Here is a 17810-nt window from a genome sequence, read left to right as displayed (position 1 = left end):
CAGGTATTACTAATTATATCCTGCGTTTCAATGTCAGTACAACTTTATCAACCCGTTTGTCATGGTACACCTCAAGCAGCAGGCTTCTATCGTCCTTTGATTTGAATATTTCATCAATATCCTGGAGGTTCATTTTTGAAACGGGTTTAAAATTTACCGATATGATCTCGTCGTCGCGCTCAAGGCCAATTTCATCGGCTGCCGAACCGGGCTCTACGCGGCTGATAACGATCCTGTCGAGGTGGTCGCCTGCGGCATAATACTCAAGGCCGCTCATGTCATGCTCGAACGGATCGTTATAGGTTGGGCCGGGTTTTAAATACATGGCGCTATCCGGATAATCAAGAATAACGGTAAATCGCTTTAAGATCCCAACGCCAAGGTTTCCGTCGCGCTTCACCGACAGATTGATTTGGTTGTTGCTATCATCAGGAAATGAAGCTATTACCCTTTTCATCCTGAATTTTCCTAAACTAAATTCGTCCATCCGGCTTATAAAGCCGTTTATGGGTCCGTTTAGGCCGATGCCCAGGTTGGCCGAAGCAATAAATTTTTGCGGGAGGCCATAGGTTTTGATATAACGTTCAATTGATACCGGGTGTCCTGCGCCAAGGTCAACAACCAGCTTGGTTTTAATAGGTGCTATGCCTGGCATTATAACCCGCGCATCCACATAGGCTTTCCTGTCTTCGACAGACATGGGGATCTTATTCGCTTTTCTGAAAGGCTTAAGGTCTTTAGGCCGGCAAACGGTAACTACGCTGTCCTGGAAACTGATCTTTACGGCAAGGTTGTTAAAAAACTCGTAACCCAGCAAACCATGAATGGGCATGCCCGCGTAACCCGAAAGGTTAAAAAGATCTTTTTTTAATATGGCAGCCGCAACATCATAACTAACCAGCCCCGGTATGGCAACATCTAAGGTTGAGGTTACATAAGCTTCAGAATCTTCCCCTTCGCCAAGCCCCGGGATTTTTAATGTTCGTTTATTAGGAATACTGATAGAATCGACTAATTTAGGATCGGTTATGATCATGAGGCCTACGCCGGTATCCAATATAAAGTTAAAGGGCCCTTTGTGGTTGATCTTAAGTTGAATGATCATCAGGTTTCGTTCCAGCTTAAACGGGATATTCACCTTTTTTTTATGTACATCAAGATCAAAGTACTGGGCCCGGGCTGTGGTTATAAGGCAAAATGTTAACACAAATGCCAGCCACAATGCTCCCGGATGGCGTATTTTATAATATAGCTTGTGTAACAAAGTGGTTATAGTTGGTATATTAAATTTACGAGATTTATTTGTTAAAAAATTATTTTATTATGCGAAAGTCAACAATTTCATTTTTGTTAATTGTTTGTGTTTTATCCCTTTGTTGTGATATTGTTTATGCCCGTTCCATAAAAAAACGAAAGGTTAAAAAGCTGTTTAAGCATTCGCAGATTGTTAATGATCATTTTACCGGGTTCGCCCTTTATGATTTGGACGAGCATAAAATGATATATGAATTAAACGCCGATAAATACTTTACACCGGCATCCAATACCAAGCTTTTTACTTTTTATACCTGTTTGAAAATGCTTGGCGATTCTATCCCGGCATTGCGTTATCAAACCCGCGGTGATTCGCTGATATTTTGGGGTACCGGCGATCCTTCTTTTTTGCACAGCGATTTGAAAGGGGTAAACGGGCTTAACTTTTTGAAGAGCAGCAGTAAACACCTTTTTTATTCGCCCGGCAACTATACCGGTGAGCCTTTTGGTGCAGGATGGGGCTGGGACGATTACAATGATTATTACCAGGCCGAAATAACCGCCCTGCCAATTGAGGATAATGTGGCTCAGCTGTATGCCGATAATGACGGTAACATGCAGGTAAGGCCCCAATATCTAAAACGGTTTTTAAACGCGGATCTTAATTATCGCCCGGCTCAGTTTAAAGTTAAGCGCGATTTTATCAGCAATAATTTTGTGTACCCTGCCGGGGAGATCCCCAAAAACTACAAACAGGAAATCCCATGGAAAACAAGCCTGCAGCTTACCATGGCCCTGCTGCAGGATACGCTTAAAAAGCAGGTATCCTTATTGCAGGAACCAATGGCTGCCGATGCCCGGGTTATTTATAATACCAATGCCGATTCCGTTTACCGGCGGATGCTGCAGCCGAGCGATAATTTTATTGCCGAACAATTGCTGCTGGTGTGCTCGTCAGTAAGGTTTAATACCCTCAGTACCGATTCGGTGATCAATTACTCAAAAACACATTTTTTGAATGACTTGCCCGATGTGCCGCAATGGGTTGATGGCTCGGGATTGTCGCGGTATAATTTGTTTACCCCCCGCGACCTTGTAGCCCTGCTGCTCAAAATTCAGGATGAGGTGAAAGATGAAAACCTGTTACATAGCATGATGCCGATAGGCGGCGTAGCGGGTACAATTAAAAGCGCCTATAAAACTGATAACGGGCAGCCTTTTGTTTGGGCAAAAACCGGGTCGTTAAGCAATAACCATAACCAAAGCGGGTACATAGTTACCCGTAAAGGCAAACGCCTGGCTTTTGCATTCATGAACAATAATTTTACCCGGTCAACCCGTGAAATAAGAGATGAGATGGTGAGGATCATGACGTACATACATGATAAGTTTTAATCCCCTATAGTGATTCCGAAACAAGTATGGCATGGGCGGGGCTAAAACCAGGAAGAGGTTTCGTTTTCGCGAAACCTCTTCCTGGTTTATATCTGTTCCTACCCTTTAAGGGCCGGTGGCTTAACCTTTTACACGCTCAACGTAAGCGCCGGTAGCGGTATCCACTTTAACTTTATCGCCAATGTTGATGAACAACGGTACACGGATCTCTGCGCCGGTTTCAACGGTGGCATTTTTCAAAGCTCCGCTTGAGGTATCACCTTTTACAGCCGGTTCGGTGTAAGTGATTTCCAGCTCGGCCGAACCAGGGATAGAACCCATGATGGGCTCGTCGCTTTCGAAGGCAACAATTACGTTCATGCCTTCTTTCAAAAATTTAACTGCCGGGCCAAATAATGCCTTTGGTACGTTATGCTGATCGTATGTGGTGTTGTCCATTACTACTAATGAATCACCTTCATCATACAGGTATTGATAATCATTGGTTTCAACGCGGGCTATGTCAACCTCTTCATCGGTACGGAAACGGTATTCAACCAGTTTGCCTGATTTAACGTTGCGCATACGGGCCTGGTAAAACGCGCGTAAGTTGCCCGGGGTACGGTGTAAAAACTCCTCAACCTGAACTAATTCGCCGTTGAAGCGAAGTACATTTCCATTTTTAACATCTGATGCCTTAGCCATAAAATAATATTGAGGCGCAAACTTAGGAATTTGATTTGAGATTTGAGATGTTAGATTTGAGATTTTCTACTCTGCAGCCACATTTAAAGGGTTATGTATAAAATAGATATGAGATGTTAGATATGAGATTTGAGACTAAGCGAGTCGGATATCCGCTGTGTAGATTATCCAAACAACCTAACGAATTGGAAATCTCAAATCTTATATCTAACGTCTCAAATCTACCCTTTGTAATCCACAATACTCAACCTGTGCGTACAGAAGCCATACTCATGCTCCTGGTTGGAGCATACGATGGTAAGGCGACCTTCGGCGAATTGCTGAACAAGGCTTAGGTACCAGTCAACGCCCTGGGTATCCAGGTTGGAAGTTGGCTCATCCAGCATAAGCATGGGGGTATCGGCACAAAAAGCAAGGGCAAGCTTAAGGCGCTGTTTCATCCCCGACGAAAAGTATTTAATAAGCTTGTTGGCACTTTTAGGCAGGTTAAGCAGCGCGATAACCGTTTCTTTATCTATACCCGGTTTAAAGCTTTTGAATTTGAAATGAAAATCGATCATCTCGCTCATGGTAAACTCTTCTATCAGCTCAAGATAGGGAGCAGCCAGGCTTAAATGAGTAAAAACGGTATCTATTTCAACCGGCTTACCTCCGTTAGCAAATTCAATTTTACCTGTAGAAGGCGAAAGGCTCCCGTTTAAAACCTGCAGTAAGGTTGATTTCCCGGAGCCGTTGGGGCCGAGGATAGCATATGATTCGTCGGAAGTAAAGGTATAATCCACTCCCCTGAAAATCCAGTCGCGGTTAAAGCGGCGGCCGATGTCTTTGAGGGTGATGGTCATGGGGAGCTTATGGTTGATGGTTCATAGTTCATAGCCAAAGAACCTGATTTGTAGCTTATGGTTGATGGTTCATAGTTCATAGCCGAAGAACCTGATTTGTAGCTTATGGTTGATGGTTCATAGTTCATGGCCGGAGAACCTGATTTGTAGCTTATGGTTGATGCAATACAGAATCAGACAAGTGCGCGGCTATGAACCATGAACTATAACCCATCAACCATTTAAGTATTCCCAAACCCTTTCATGATACCGCGTTGCGAGTTTTGGAGGAAGTTGATGATCTCATCGCGTTCTACACTTGGGGTAAACTCGGCCTCGATGATATCAAGCGCTTTGGTTACGTTATATTTTTTGAGGAATATGATCCGGTAGATCTCCTGGATTTCGGCTATCGTAGCAGCCGAAAATCCCCTGCGGCGCAAGCCTACGGAGTTGATACCTACATATGACAGCGGTTCGCGACCAGCCTTGGTAAACGGGGGAACGTCTTTACGTACCAATGAACCGCCCGAGATCATGCTATGCGCGCCAATTTCAACAAACTGGTGCACGGCAGATGAGCCGCCGATGAAAGCGTAATCATAAACCGTAATGTGGCCTGCCAATTGCACGGCGTTGGCAACAATTACGTTATCGCCGATAACACAATCATGCGCTACGTGTACATAAGCCATCAGCAGGCAGTTGCTGCCAATGGTGGTGGTGTTTTTATCAAGGGCGGTACCACGGTTAAGGGTAACACACTCACGAATGGTTGTGTTATCACCTATGGTTACGGTGCTTTGTTCGCCTTTATATTTTAAATCCTGCGGTGGGGCGGATACTACCGCGCCGGGGAAGATCCGGCAATTTTTACCTATGCGGGCGCCATCCATAATTACGGAGTTGGAGCCGATCCAGGTACCTTCGCCAATTTCAACATCCTTATGGATGGTAACGAATGGTTCAATTACCACGTTATCGGCTATTTTGGCCTGTGGATGGATGTATGCTAATGGCTGGATCATGCTTCAGATTCTTTTACTTTTACAATTTGAGCCATCAGTTCGGCCTCAACAACAACGCGGTCGCCCACCATGCCTATACCTTTCATGGTAGCTATGCCGCGGCGGATGGGGGCAATCAGGTCGCAAATATAAATAATGGTATCGCCGGGAACCACCTTGCTTTTAAAGCGGGCGTTCTCGATTTTCAGGAACAGGGTAAGGTAGTTTTGCGGATCGGGAACCGTGTTTAAAACCAGGATCCCTCCTGTTTGTACCATCCCTTCAATTTGTAATACACCGGGGAAGATTGGCGCGCCGGGGAAATGGCCTTTAAAAAACTCCTCGTTAATGGTTACGTTTTTGCACCCTACAACGTGGCTTTTAGTAAGCTCCAGGATCTTGTCGATCATCAGGAATGGCTGGCGGTGGGGCAGCATGCCCATAATTTCCACCGTATCAAAAACCGGCTTGGCGTTCAGGTCATAAGTTTTTACCTGCTTACGGCTTTTTTCCTTTTTGATGAGCGCTTTGATCTTTTTAGCAAAGGCAACGTTAGCCGCATGGCCCGGTCTTGCGGCCATGATGTGCCCTTTAAGCGGTACGCCAACCAGCGCCAAATCGCCTATCATATCCAACAGCTTGTGGCGTGCCGGCTCATTTTGATGGCGAAGTTCAATATTATTTAAAATGCCCTGCGGGGCAACATTGATATCCTTGCGGTTAAACAGCTTGGCCAGGTGATCAAGTTCTTCCTGGTCAACATCTTTATCAACAACCACGATGGCATTGTTCAGGTCGCCGCCTTTAATCAGGTCATGCTTTAGCAACATTTCCAACTCATGCAAAAAGCAGAAGGTACGGCATGAAGCAATTTCTTTTTTAAACTCGCCAATGGTTGAGATACTGGCATGCTGGCTACCCAGCACCTGCGAATTATAATCAACCATACAGGTAAAACGGTAATCATCCAAAGGCATGGCAACCATTTCAACCTTTCGCTCAGGTTCAGAGTAATGAATGTTATAGGGAATATGATAGTATTCGCGGTCGGCATCCTGTTCAACCAGCCCGATTTCGGTTATTACGTCAACAAACTGTATCGAGCTGCCGTCCATAATGGGAGTTTCGGGGCCATCAAGATCAATCAGCAGGTTATCAACTTCAAGCCCAACCAAAGCGGCCAGCACGTGCTCAACAGTATTTACTGTAGCGCCGTTCTGGCTTATAGATGTTCCGCGTGAGGTATCACTCACGTTATCAACATCGGCATCAATAATTGGCGCACCGGGAATATCAACCCTCCTGAATTTATAACCGTGGTTTTCAGGGGCGGGATTAAAGGTCATTGTAACGCTTTGTCCGGTGTGTAAGCCTGTTCCTGATACCGAAACCGGCGCTTTAATAGTTCTTTGTTTAACGTTCATATTTAAATTTACCGGCTAAGGCTATTCGCTTGCCCTGCCTTTACGTAGTTCTTCAATTAATTTTTCAAGCTCGTACACCTTACGGTCAAGCTCGGGCAGCTTTCGCAGCTTAGCGTGGGCACGAAGGTAATCTTTATATGGCATATATGGAGAGCCCCCCCATGCCTTACCTTCTTCTGTTATAGAGCCGTTTATCCCCGTCTGGGCCGAAAACTGCGATCCGTTAGCAATATTGAGGTGACCGGCAAAACCAACCTGGCCGCCAATTACAACCCTTTCGCCAATTTTGGTACTGCCTGAAATGCCCGACTGTGCTGCAATTACAGTATGCGCACCAATTTCCACATTGTGGGCTATCTGGATCAGGTTATCAATTTTAGCCCCTTTGCGCACTATGGTCGAACCCATGGTCGCCCTGTCGATAGTAGTATTTGAACCCACTTCAACGTCGTCTTCCAATATTACGTTACCAATCTGTGCAATTTTGGTATAAGTGCCGTCGGGGTTGGGCGCAAAGCCAAAGCCATCACTGCCTATTACCGCTCCTGAATGCACTATCACGTTGTTGCCGATAACGCAATCAAAGTAAACCGTGGCCCCTGCAAACAGCGTTACATTATTGCCAAGGGTCACATTATCGCCAATATTAACGTTTGGATAGATCTTACAATTATCGCCGATGCTTACATTTTGGCCGATATAGGCAAACGCGCCGATATAAACGCCCGCTCCTACCTGTGCTGTGGGATGGATAAAGCTTGGCTGTTCAATTCCTTTTTTATCCAGCCTGAAGGTGTTGTACTTATCAAGGAGGACAGTGAACGCGCTGTAAGCGTTCTCAACCCTGATCAGGGTTGCCTTTACCGGTTCCGTTAACTGCTGATCATTATTAACAATAACAATGGAGGCGTTGGTAGTATACAAAAACTGCTCATACTTAGGGTTGGCCAAAAAAGAAAGGCTGCCGGCCCCGGCTTCCTCTATCTTGGCAAGCTGGCTAACAGTTGCTGAAGGATCGCCTTCTACAGTTCCGTTGAGCAGTAAACTTATATCATGTGCGGTAAATTGCATCGGGCAAATTTAAATGTTAAAATTGAAGCAACAAATTATTAATGAGTTATGAACTCGCGTTAAAAAGTTTTGACTGTCAAAGCGTTTCATTTTTCACCATTTCTTCATTTGTCGCAAGTGTATATCGGTTTCGTTTTGCTATTTGTTAAAATCCAAAGTACGACGCCATTGTTTTATCGCTCTCTTAAATAGGGGCGTTGCCTGCGGCCGGGCTTTCCGTTCCAAGTCCTCGCTTGCCAAACCCGTAATTCCAACCCTCGCTGCGGGCTTTACACTACAATTCCTAACGCGGCCAGCGCACATTTCCGGCATTTATCCATAATGCCTTTTTATGTAGAGACGCATAATTGCGTCTCCTTTAGGACAGATCGCTTTGCCAATCTCGAACTGCCGTAACCTGCATGCGGGAGACGCAATTATGCGTCTCTACAGTGAAAACCGCCTGTTAATTCAACAACTCCTTGTTATAACAAAGGATATACTTTTTCACCGTCTTGGCCAAAGCCACAAGGTTTGAATTGTCGCTGGCGGCAGCAATATCTTTTACATCCCCATTCTTCATCAGTATCCCGATGTTGCCATCGTTTTGGTTATAAGCATTATTGCGGATAGATGTGGTAAACACAAAGTAGGCCGCAGCATCTTCATAACTAACGCCATACTTTTCCATCGCCTTTTGGCGGAGGCTTTCAACAAAAGCTTCATCGGGGCATTCGTTGGTAATATCAACCCTGAAAAGGTTACGCTGCACCAGGTTTTTGCAAAGATGGGAAAGTACCTGGTCGGGATGATATGCCCACACTTTTACCGATGCCATAATATCGGTATCATCCAAACAGGCAAACGTTTCCAGGTGATGGTCCTCGTTCATGAAAGCATTCCTGCTGATGCGGTTCTTTAAAAAATGCAGCAGGGCCGGGGTGGCAAACAATTCCTTACCCTGCGAAATCAGTTCACGGCCGCGCCTGAAGATCTTGGTTAATACCTCCTCGCCTGCTATTACTGTTTTATGCAGATAAACCTGCCAGTACATAAGGCGGCGGGCAATCAAAAATTTTTCTATCGAGTAGATTCCCTTTTCGTCAACAACTACATGGTCATCCTTAACATTGAGCATCTTAATGATCCGTTCTGAACTGATCACCCCTTCGGATACACCGGTAAAGAAACTGTCGCGGTTAAGGTAATCCAGCCTGTCCATATCCAGTTGGCTGGATACCAACTGGTGCAGGAACTTACGCGGATAGGTATCATTAAAAATATTGATAGCCATGGTAAGCTTGCCCTCAAACCGGGCATTAAGCTTATTCATCAGCATTGATGAAATATCCTCGTGTGCTATCCCGTCGATAATGGTGTTTTCCAAAGCGTGCGAAAATGGCCCGTGACCAATATCATGCAATAATATGGCAATGGTAACTGCCTCCTCCTCTTCGGCAGAAATTTGATGGCCCTTGTTTCGGAGGGTTTCAAGCGCTGTATCCATCAGGTACATGGCGCCCAAAGCGTGATGAAAACGGGTGTGCAATGCTCCGGGATATACCAGGTGGGTCATGCCCAGCTGTTTAATATAACGCAGCCGCTGAAAGTATGGATGGGATATAAGGTCAAAGATCAGTTCGGTTGGGATACTGATAAAACCGTAAACCGGGTCGTTAATTATTTTCTTTTTATTCAATGCCGCTTCTAATAATTGCAAAAATGTAAAACAAAGGTAAAATAAGCGCGACAGGTTTGTTAAATTTTGTTAATACCTTTACTGTGTAACAACAAAAGCATCTATTTGGGGTTTACTGTCTGAATCAGAATTCATAGAATTTTAGGATTCACAGAATTTAATGGTAAAAAATTGATATTTGAAAAGCATTTAACCTTATACCGGATCATTCTGAAAATTTTTAAATTCTGAAAATTCTGATTCAGATACTTAATATACATATACTATGCAAGACACTACCATTTTATGGGCCGATGACGAAATTGACCTGTTAAGACCACATATACTTTTCCTGGGCGAAAAGGGCTACAAAGTAACCACGGTTACCAATGGCTACGACGCCGTCGACTCTTTTAAGAACAATTATTTCGACCTGGTTTTCCTTGACGAAAACATGCCCGGCCTTACCGGCCTGGAAACGCTTCAGCAGATCAAGAACATTAACAACGATGTACCCATTGTACTGATCACCAAAAATGAGGAAGAGTACCTGATGGAAGATGCCATCGGCTCAAAGATAGACGACTACCTGATTAAGCCGGTACACCCTAAGCAAATCCTGCTTACTATAAAAAAACTGACCGAAAACAAACGCCTCGTTACCGAAAAAACCACCATGGCCTACCAGATGGATTTCCGTACACTCGGCATGACGCTTAACGAAAACCTGAGCCACCAGGAATGGGTTGATGTTTACAAGAAGTTGATCTACTGGGAGCTTGAGCTGGAAAAGCTGGAAGATGCAGGCATGCACGAGATCCTGACACTGCAAAAAGCCGAAGCAAACATGCAGTTTTGCAAGTTTGTGGAGCGCAACTACCTTAACTGGATCAAAAACCCGGATTTGGCACCAACTTCATCGCCCCAGTTATTTAAAAAGAAGGTATTCCCAAAGCTGGATGGCAAAGGCCCGCTGTTTTTTATTTTGATAGATAACCTGCGTTATGATCAGTTTAAGATCATTAACCCTATTATTTCCGAATATTTCAGGCTGGAGGAAGAGGACACTTATTATAGTATCCTGCCAACAGCTACGCAATATGCCCGTAACTCCATTTTTTCGGGCCTGATGCCTTTGGATATGGAACGCCGCTATCCATCTATGTGGCAAAACGACGAGGACGAAGGCGGTAAAAACTTATACGAAGCCGACTTTTTAGCAGATCACCTCAAGCGTGTATTACGAAAAGATTGTAAGCACTCCTACCACAAGATCCTCAATATTGATGAAGGCAGGGCGCTGAACGAGTCGGTGAACAACCTTATGAACAACGAACTTAACGTAGTGGTGTATAACTTTGTGGATATGCTGTCACATGCCCGTACCGATATGCAGATGATCCGCGAGCTGGCAAGTGATGACGCAGCTTACCGCTCGTTAACCCTGTCGTGGTTTGAGCATTCGCCTTTGTTTGACCTGTTAAAATTCTTAGCTCAAAAACAGGTACGTGTAGTGATCACTACCGATCACGGTACCATCCGCGTAAAAAACCCAAGCAAAATTGTGGGCGACAGGAATACTAACACTAACCTGCGCTATAAACAAGGCAAAAACCTGAACTATAATGCTAAGGAGGTTTTTCATATCCGTAATCCGCATGATGCCATGCTGCCGAGACTGCACATCAGCTCAAGCTTTGTTTTTGCCAAGGAAGACAGCTATTTCGTGTACCCGAACAACTATAACCACTTTGTGAATTTCTATAATGAAACTTTCCAGCATGGAGGGATCTCGTTGGAAGAAATGATAGTGCCGGTGGTTACTTACGGGCCAAAGTAAAGACCTCACCCACCCCTCTCCAAAGGAGAGGGCTAAAAAACTTTATTAAAATCTCCCCTTTAGGGGAGATTTAGAGGGGCTTAAAACTCCAATTCCAGCAATACCGGGCAATGATCGGAGTGCTTTGCCTCGGGCAATATAGCCGCGCGGCGGATCTTATCTTCAAGCGGGGTACTGGCCATGGCATAATCAATACGCCAGCCTAAGTTTTTACCGCGTGATCCGGCACGGAAGCTCCACCAGGTGTAGTTATGCGGTTCTTTGTTCAGGTGGCGGAAGGTATCTATAAATCCGCCTTCAATAAAGTTTTCCATCCACTCACGCTCCTCCGGTAAAAAGCCCGATGAGTTCGCGTTTGATTTTGGGTTGTGAATATCAATAGGGCGGTGACAAATGTTATAGTCGCCGCAAACCACCAGGTTAGGGTGCTCCACTTTAAGCAGGGTAAGGTACTTGCCAAACTCATCTAAAAAACGGTATTTAAAAACCTGCCGGTCATCACCGCTTGAGCCCGATGGGAAATAAACGCTCATCACCGAAACCTCATCAAAGTCAACCCGGATGCAGCGCCCCTCACGGTCAAAATCAGGAATGCCGCAGCCGTATTCAATATGGTTGGGCAAAATTTTTGTGAAAATGGCCGTGCCGCTATAACCCTTCTTTTCGGCCGGGAACCAGTAGTGCTGATAACCCATCTGGTCAACCAAACCAAGGTCGGTGAGCACATCGGGCGTTGCTTTAATTTCCTGCAAACAAACAACATCAGCATCAGTAGCCTGCAGCCAGGCAAGCCAACCCTTGTTTATTGCCGAACGGATACCGTTAACATTATATGTAAGTATTTTCATTTGGGATTTCGGATGTTTGATTTCGGATTTAATTACTAAACTATAACAAAATTGTCATTCCTTCTGCCGCGGGTTTTTAATCCTTGGTGTACCATGGTTTCAGCTTTCAGCTGAATTTGTGTAAGCTGAAAGCTTACATTGTGCCAACCACGGGTTACGCTATCGCTAAACCCGCGGCAGTTTGGTTTATTTCTTCTCCGGAAAAAGAATGGCATCCAGCTGCTTACATTCTTTTTTGCTTAGCAACTCAACGGTCATAGGCACATCGACATTGGGGCGATCATTACCATCCTTTTTTACGGCAGCAATCCTGTCGACCATATCAATCCCCGAAACAACTTCGCCAAAAACGGTATAATTTTGATCAAGGTGTGGCGAACCGCCGACTGATTTATACCAGTCTCGCTGCCAGGCCGGAATTTTGCGGCCTTTAAGGCGGGTATTTTCCAGCGTATCCAGTTTGCCGTCGGTAAAGCGTTTGCCTTCCACAATATAAAACTGGCAGCCGCTTGATTCTTTTTTAGGGTTATCATCCCGTGCGGCGGCAAGTACGCCGCGTTTATGAAACAGGCTATCGCGAAATTCGGCCGGGATGGTATAACCCACATCGCCGTTACCCAGTTCAGCGCCGGGTTTTGCTTTTACGGGGTCCTTTGAATCCGGATCGCCGCCCTGGATCATGAAATTCTGGATCACGCGGTGAAACAGCGTACCATTATAAAACCCCTTTTTGGTTAGCTTGATAAAGTTATCCCGGTGCAATGGTGTTTCATTATACAGGCGAATGATGCAATCGCCATAAACCGTATGGATGCGCACATACTGGTTTTTAGGCGGCCCGGCAAACGCGGCTGTAAGGGTTAGTAAAAGAATGCTTAGGGTAAAAAGTTTCTTCATAGACCGTTGATTTTTTTGATTTCGATGATTACGTTGATTTTTGACTTATGAAGATAGAGTAATAGTTCCGAATGTTCTAATTCCCTCCCTGGGGAGGGGTGCGGCAGGCAAGTGTGATGGCAGGAAGGGGTTTATACGCGATGCTTACAGACTTGCATAGTGAAGAAACCCTCCCCACACCCTCCCAGGGGAGGGAATCGCGCAATCCCCACTCAAAAGTGATTTATAAACAAAAAACAACCCATTTCCAACCACTCACCTAATCAACCCAATAAACCACTCACTACTCAGCCCCCTCCATCTCCTCAAAGTAATTTACAATGAGCGATTTCATCATCATTTCCTGTTCAAGCAGGGTATAGTTCGGGATTACTTTTACGCGTTTCCAATGCGGCCAGCCATCCTGATCAAGACCTTCCAACTCGTAAAAGCCCATCATGCTCATTAAGCGACAGGTGGCAATATGCATCAGCTCTTCCTTTTGGCGTTTGCTGAACTTCCGCGGGCCCTGGCCCAGCTCCTGTACCCCGATCAAAAAAAGCATCACCTTTATATCGGGCTTTTCGTTATCAAAATCCTCAGCTATCCGCTGCTGCAGCGCATCCCATTTTTTATTGATCTCGGCAGGTGTCATATTTGGCAAAGATAGATTAGTTCATGGTTCATAGTTGATGGTTCATAGTAAAAATCTGGCAAATGGCTTTTTCCTAACAAACGCCAAAGCCATGACCTATCATTTTATGTTAGTTCATGGTTCATAGATGATAGTTCATAGTAAAATGTGCAATGTGGCCTTTTTCTATCAAACACTAAACCATGAACCATCATCTATGAACTATAAACACCATATTATTGTTACAATGTTGCATTAATATTCCCGTTTTAATACTTATTTTTGCCGTATTCCGTTAAAGGGATGTTGACTGTGAAAAAAAACCGCTTACATATTGTATTTGCGTGGCTGCTGCTTGTTTGCTTTGCGGCCGGGCAATATATGGTTTATTCGCACCAGCACGCGCTGATCAAGGGAATTACCAAACACAGCCATACGGCCGTTGGTCAGCCAACCGTTAAAGAAAAATGTTTACTGTGCGATGCCATGCACCATACCGATGCTGTGGCCGTTAGCAATAGTTCATTTTTTATCCCTCTTGTAACATCTGATCATTTTTTTAAAACCGGCGATTATAATTTTGTAAGCCTTGCGCTTATCCTTGCCGCCGGCCGGGCCCCTCCGGTTATTGCTTAAGGTTACCTTACGCTTTCTTCAAAACACAGCCGTTGATCATAACGGTATTTATTGATTTTCTTAATCTTTCATCATGAAATTAAAGCTTATAAGCTTCATTATATTGCTGTTGGTGCAGGTTTCCGCATTTGCAGATGTTATTATTGTTAAAGGCCGTGTGGTCGACGCGCAATCAAAACAAACCTTACCGGGTGCTGTGATCACTATACCCGAATTAAAAATATCTGCCATAACTGATCCTAATGGCGAGTTTTCTTTTAAATCATTACCCAACAGGGGCAGGTTCCTGTTCTCGATAGAATATGTGGGGTATAAATCCCTTACCAAAATAGTTGATCTTTCGGCCGGCACTCCGCTGGTTTTTGAATTGCAGTCGAGCATTATCGAAACCCACGAAGTAGTTATTACCGGTACAGCTATCAGCGCTAATAATAAACAAAACAGCACATCAGTATCGGCTGTGGGGCGCGATGGTTTGTTAAGACAGTCAACCAACCTCATCGATGCGCTTGCACACCAGGTGCCGGGCATGTCGCAGATCACTACCGGTCCTTCTATTTCCAAACCAGTTATCCGTGGCTTAAGCTATAATCGTGTAGTTACTTTGAGCGACGGGGTTAAACAACAAGGCCAGCAATGGGGCGATGAGCATGGTATCGAGATTGATCAATACAGCTCGGACAGAGTAGAGGTGCTTCGCGGGGCGGCTTCACTGCTATACGGATCAGACGCGCTGGGCGGTGTTATTAACCTGCTTGAACCACTTACCCCGCCCGACGGGCAGATCAAAGGTGAGTTTTTAACTAACTACTCCACCAATAACGGCCTAACCGGAACTTCACTGATGCTTACCGGTAACGAAAACGGACTGGTATGGCGTGCCCGCGGCAGCTACAAAAATGCCTACTCCTTTAAAACGCCCGATTACTATTTCCCTAACTCCGGTTTTAATGAAACCGATCTGAGCGGTATGATCGGTCTTAATAAATCATGGGGTTACTCGCACATCAACCTTAGCTACTTTAAAAACAATATCGGTTTTTACGATCCGGAGCCTGCTAATGGCCTCAACTTTTTGCATGACGATGGCACACCATTTACGCAGGATGAATATAAAAGCCGTACGCTTGAATACCCTAAACAGGATATCCGCCATTATAAAATAAACTGGGATAACAACTTCATTACCGAAGGGGGCAACCTGAAAGTGAACCTCGGCTACCAGAAAAACCAACGCCGCGAGCTCGACGGACCGGATCCTTCCCTGTTCTTTGATCTGAATACGTACTCGGGCGATGTAAAATATTATGTTACCGAAACAAATGGATGGCAGCCTGTTTTTGGCGCGAGTTCGGACATCGGCCATAGTTTAAACAAAGGCTCGGAGTTTTTGATCCCTGCTTATGATACTTATGGCGTGGGCGCTTTCGCATACATCAAAAAAACCTGGGATAAAAACACCTTTAATGCCGGTATCAGGTATGATTATCGTAAAAACAAGGGCAAAGGCCTGGTTGAGGATGGCGAAACCAAATTTACCCCTTTTACCAACAAATTTTCGAACATAAGCGGAGCGTTGGGTTATACGCATGAGTTTAATGACAATTTGAATTTCAAGGCCAACGCCGGCTCGGCTTTCCGTGCGCCAAACCCGGCCGAACTTGGCTCCAACGGTGTACATGAAGGTACTTTCCGCTATGAAATAGGCAATCCTAACCTGGCGCCCGAAAGAAGTTACCAGGTTGACGCTACCCTGCAATACGACGACAAAATTGTAAGTGCCAGTTTAGGGATCTATGAAAACTACATCCACAACTATATTTATGCGTCGCACAAACAGGGGGATGTAGCACAGGCCGAAAACGAAAGCGGCAGCCTGAGCCAGTTTGATGTGTACCGTTACAACCAGGTTAATGCTAACCTGTATGGTGTTGAAGGTAACTTTACCCTGCACCCGTTAAGCTTCATCCATTTTGAAAATACCTTTGGCTACACTTATGCCCGTAACAACACGCTCGACAGGCCGCTGGCGTTCATCCCCGCCGGTACGCTGAAAAACACGCTGCGTTTTGAGCCAACTATTAAAGGGTTGAAACAATCATACATTTCGGTAGGGATTGATAACTTCTTTAACCAGTATCGTTATGATTCCGCCTTTGAAACCGGCACCAAAGGCTACACGCTGTTAAATGCAGGCCTGGGCACAACGGTTAACTTTGGCAAACAGCCTGTTAAACTATATGTGTCGGGGAATAACCTGGCCAACATCAAGTACTACGATGCGCTTAGCCGCCTCAAGCCCGGCCGGATAAGCTCGGAAGATCCGGAATTTGGTATTTATAACATGGGGCGCAATATTACCTTCGGTATTTATTTGCCATTGTCCATCAATTAATCATTAATGATGTTCATATAAAAAGTCCTGCCACCCGGCGGGACTTTTTTATTTTCCTGCCCCTCGCCTGACTGGTGCATGTATTGTGCGGCTGCCTATGTTGGGATTGCTTGCGCCTTCCTGGTCATCACCAGGTCAAACTCGCCCTTTGGCAGGCCGGGGGGCAAACATTTAGTTCTGTCTTCTGTATTTTTCTGTATGCGTAAAATACTAATGCTTTTACTCCTGATATCCACGATCATCGCGGCAAATGCCCAAACCGATACGCTTTCTATTACGCTCGAAAATGTAAAATACCCCTACCCGGTAAACTTTATGCCCATAAAAGTTGAAGGGCAGGATCTGCGCATGGCCTATATGGATGTAAAACCAGCTGCTCCCAACGGCAAAACAATAATGCTTTTTCACGGCAAAAACTTTGGCGGCTATTATTGGGCAGATGTAATCCGCGTGCTCAGTAGCAAAGGCTACCGGGTGATTGTGCCGGACCAGATCGGCTTTGGCAAATCATCAAAAGCGTTTATTCATTATAGCTTTCATCAACTGGCAAGGTTTAACAAAAACCTGCTGGATAGCTTAGGGGTTCAAAAGGTTACTTTAATGGGCCACTCCATGGGCGGGATGCTGGCCACCCGGTTTGCGCTCATGTATCCCGGCAGGGTTGAAAAATTGCTGCTTGAAGATCCGATCGGCCTGGAAGATTACCGCACATTTGTTCCGTATGCAAGTGCCGAAGACGATTACAAAACCGAATTGAAAACCAGCTACGAAAGTGTTAAGAAGTATTATCAAACATCATATTTCACCACCTGGAAACCCGAATACGATTATTGGGTTGCGATTGGCGCCGGCGTAAGTAAAAGTGCCGATTTTCCCCGTTATGCCAAAGTAGCCGCGCTCACTTTTGAAATGATTTACGAGCAGCCGGTTTGTTACGAATTTGGGCTCATTAAAGTGCCTACCGTGTTGTTTACAGGCAAAGAGGATAAAACCATAGTAGGCAAGGCCCTGCTTAGTGACGAAGAAAAAGCCAAACATGGCCAATATAAAATATTAGGGCCCGAAACGGCTCGAAAAATCCCCGGCTGCAAACTCATCGAGTTTGATAATTGCGGGCATATCCCACATATAGAGGTTAAGGAGGCTTTTTTTAAAGCCCTGATGGCTAATTTATAATTTAGGGATTTTGAGTATTTTTGAACAACTAAAAGGGTGCCATGGCGGGTAACCACTGGGCGGGTTACTAAAAAACCGTGATGGCGTATAAA

Annotated in this window: 16 protein-coding genes; 5 read left to right on the top strand and 11 right to left on the bottom strand. The window is 45.0% G+C overall.

The genetic code is table 11. From position 1 onward, the window contains the following. Nucleotides 1-13: 13 nt before the first annotated feature. Nucleotides 14-1264 (bottom strand): aspartyl protease family protein, encoded by a 1251-nt coding sequence (locus BLP33_RS20645; RefSeq protein ID WP_090532662.1) that lies wholly within the window; start codon nt 1262-1264, stop codon nt 14-16. Between the two features lie 59 nt (nt 1265-1323). On the opposite strand from BLP33_RS20645, the gene BLP33_RS20640 reads away from it, so the two are divergent. Further along, nucleotides 1324-2649 carry a D-alanyl-D-alanine carboxypeptidase/D-alanyl-D-alanine-endopeptidase gene (locus BLP33_RS20640; protein WP_090532661.1) on the top strand — a complete coding sequence of 442 codons (1326 nt, stop codon included), beginning with the start codon at nt 1324-1326 and terminating at the stop codon, nt 2647-2649. A gap of 120 nt (nt 2650-2769) precedes the next feature. On the opposite strand, the gene efp is transcribed toward BLP33_RS20640, so the two are convergent. The 7 genes from efp to BLP33_RS20610 all read right to left on the bottom strand — a co-directional run bounded on the left by efp (nt 2770) and on the right by BLP33_RS20610 (nt 9334). After that, entirely contained in the window at nt 2770-3333 is a 564-nt protein-coding gene (efp, locus tag BLP33_RS20635) for an elongation factor P (RefSeq protein ID WP_090532660.1), read from the bottom strand. A 221-nt stretch (nt 3334-3554) separates the two neighbouring features. Next, entirely contained in the window at nt 3555-4175 is a 621-nt protein-coding gene (locus tag BLP33_RS20630; protein WP_090532658.1) for an ABC transporter ATP-binding protein, read from the bottom strand. Further along, the gene (locus BLP33_RS27805; protein ID WP_256382336.1) at nt 4172-4303 is read right to left on the bottom strand and encodes a hypothetical protein; all 132 of its coding nucleotides are present in this window, start codon (nt 4301-4303) and stop codon (nt 4172-4174) included. Before BLP33_RS27805 ends, BLP33_RS20630 begins: the two co-directional genes overlap by 4 nt. A gap of 93 nt (nt 4304-4396) precedes the next feature. Then, on the bottom strand, nt 4397-5182 hold the full coding sequence (lpxA, locus tag BLP33_RS20625; protein WP_090532656.1) for an acyl-ACP--UDP-N-acetylglucosamine O-acyltransferase: 786 nt from the start codon (nt 5180-5182) through the stop codon (nt 4397-4399). Next, nucleotides 5179-6585: a bifunctional UDP-3-O-[3-hydroxymyristoyl] N-acetylglucosamine deacetylase/3-hydroxyacyl-ACP dehydratase gene (locus BLP33_RS20620; RefSeq protein WP_090532654.1), complete on the bottom strand. Its 1407-nt coding sequence runs from the start codon at nt 6583-6585 to the stop codon at nt 5179-5181. The genes lpxA and BLP33_RS20620 overlap by 4 nt, the downstream gene beginning before the upstream one ends. A gap of 21 nt (nt 6586-6606) precedes the next feature. Further along, complete coding sequence (gene lpxD, locus BLP33_RS20615; RefSeq protein WP_090532652.1) at nt 6607-7656, bottom strand: UDP-3-O-(3-hydroxymyristoyl)glucosamine N-acyltransferase; 1050 nt, start codon at nt 7654-7656, stop codon at nt 6607-6609. A gap of 445 nt (nt 7657-8101) precedes the next feature. After that, on the bottom strand, nt 8102-9334 hold the full coding sequence (locus BLP33_RS20610) for an HD domain-containing protein (protein ID WP_090532868.1): 1233 nt from the start codon (nt 9332-9334) through the stop codon (nt 8102-8104). Between the two features lie 265 nt (nt 9335-9599). Here BLP33_RS20610 and BLP33_RS20605 point away from each other — a divergent pair, with 265 nt between their 5' ends. Continuing rightward, complete coding sequence (locus BLP33_RS20605; RefSeq protein WP_090532650.1) at nt 9600-11153, top strand: T9SS response regulator signal transducer PorX; 1554 nt, start codon at nt 9600-9602, stop codon at nt 11151-11153. A gap of 80 nt (nt 11154-11233) precedes the next feature. Here the strand turns inward: BLP33_RS20605 and BLP33_RS20600 are convergent, their stop codons facing one another. The 3 genes from BLP33_RS20600 to BLP33_RS20590 all read right to left on the bottom strand — a co-directional run bounded on the left by BLP33_RS20600 (nt 11234) and on the right by BLP33_RS20590 (nt 13532). Further along, nucleotides 11234-12001, bottom strand: a complete 768-nt coding sequence (locus BLP33_RS20600; RefSeq protein WP_090532648.1) for an exodeoxyribonuclease III — start codon at nt 11999-12001, stop codon at nt 11234-11236. Between the two features lie 186 nt (nt 12002-12187). Further along, nucleotides 12188-12898 carry a peptidylprolyl isomerase gene (locus tag BLP33_RS20595; RefSeq protein WP_090532644.1) on the bottom strand — a complete coding sequence of 237 codons (711 nt, stop codon included), beginning with the start codon at nt 12896-12898 and terminating at the stop codon, nt 12188-12190. Between the two features lie 283 nt (nt 12899-13181). Continuing rightward, nucleotides 13182-13532 carry a hypothetical protein gene (locus BLP33_RS20590; protein WP_090532643.1) on the bottom strand — a complete coding sequence of 117 codons (351 nt, stop codon included), beginning with the start codon at nt 13530-13532 and terminating at the stop codon, nt 13182-13184. A 291-nt stretch (nt 13533-13823) separates the two neighbouring features. On the opposite strand from BLP33_RS20590, the gene BLP33_RS20585 reads away from it, so the two are divergent. The 3 genes from BLP33_RS20585 (at nt 13824) to BLP33_RS20575 (ending at nt 17718) form a co-directional block, all read left to right on the top strand. Next, the gene (locus tag BLP33_RS20585; protein WP_139160034.1) at nt 13824-14147 is read left to right on the top strand and encodes a hypothetical protein; all 324 of its coding nucleotides are present in this window, start codon (nt 13824-13826) and stop codon (nt 14145-14147) included. Nucleotides 14148-14220: 73 nt separating this feature from the next. Beyond that, nucleotides 14221-16542 (top strand): TonB-dependent receptor, encoded by a 2322-nt coding sequence (locus BLP33_RS20580; protein ID WP_090532639.1) that lies wholly within the window; start codon nt 14221-14223, stop codon nt 16540-16542. 198 nt (nt 16543-16740) lie between these two features. Beyond that, nucleotides 16741-17718: an alpha/beta fold hydrolase gene (locus BLP33_RS20575; RefSeq protein ID WP_090532866.1), complete on the top strand. Its 978-nt coding sequence runs from the start codon at nt 16741-16743 to the stop codon at nt 17716-17718. The last annotated feature ends 92 nt before the right edge of the window (nt 17719-17810 follow it).

The organism is Mucilaginibacter sp. NFR10, assembly GCF_900100445.1.
Taxonomy (GTDB): domain Bacteria; phylum Bacteroidota; class Bacteroidia; order Sphingobacteriales; family Sphingobacteriaceae; genus Mucilaginibacter; species Mucilaginibacter rubeus.
The sequence above is the reverse complement of the archived record's forward strand: the minus strand, read 5'-3'. Positions and strand labels throughout refer to the sequence as shown.

Coding starts and splice junctions, on each gene's coding strand:
- BLP33_RS20595 (WP_090532644.1), bottom strand. CDS start 12,898: ATGAAGAAACTTTTTACCCTAAGCATTCTTTTACTAACCCTTACAGCC.
- BLP33_RS20630 (WP_090532658.1), bottom strand. CDS start 4,175: ATGACCATCACCCTCAAAGACATCGGCCGCCGCTTTAACCGCGACTGG.
- BLP33_RS20575 (WP_090532866.1), top strand. CDS start 16,741: ATGCGTAAAATACTAATGCTTTTACTCCTGATATCCACGATCATCGCG.
- lpxD (WP_090532652.1), bottom strand. CDS start 7,656: ATGCAATTTACCGCACATGATATAAGTTTACTGCTCAACGGAACTGTA.
- efp (WP_090532660.1), bottom strand. CDS start 3,333: ATGGCTAAGGCATCAGATGTTAAAAATGGAAATGTACTTCGCTTCAAC.
- BLP33_RS20580 (WP_090532639.1), top strand. CDS start 14,221: ATGAAATTAAAGCTTATAAGCTTCATTATATTGCTGTTGGTGCAGGTT.
- lpxA (WP_090532656.1), bottom strand. CDS start 5,182: ATGATCCAGCCATTAGCATACATCCATCCACAGGCCAAAATAGCCGAT.
- BLP33_RS20605 (WP_090532650.1), top strand. CDS start 9,600: ATGCAAGACACTACCATTTTATGGGCCGATGACGAAATTGACCTGTTA.
- BLP33_RS20600 (WP_090532648.1), bottom strand. CDS start 12,001: ATGAAAATACTTACATATAATGTTAACGGTATCCGTTCGGCAATAAAC.
- BLP33_RS20620 (WP_090532654.1), bottom strand. CDS start 6,585: ATGAACGTTAAACAAAGAACTATTAAAGCGCCGGTTTCGGTATCAGGA.
- BLP33_RS20590 (WP_090532643.1), bottom strand. CDS start 13,532: ATGACACCTGCCGAGATCAATAAAAAATGGGATGCGCTGCAGCAGCGG.
- BLP33_RS27805 (WP_256382336.1), bottom strand. CDS start 4,303: ATGAACTATGAACCATCAACCATAAGCTACAAATCAGGTTCTTCGGCT.
- BLP33_RS20640 (WP_090532661.1), top strand. CDS start 1,324: ATGCGAAAGTCAACAATTTCATTTTTGTTAATTGTTTGTGTTTTATCC.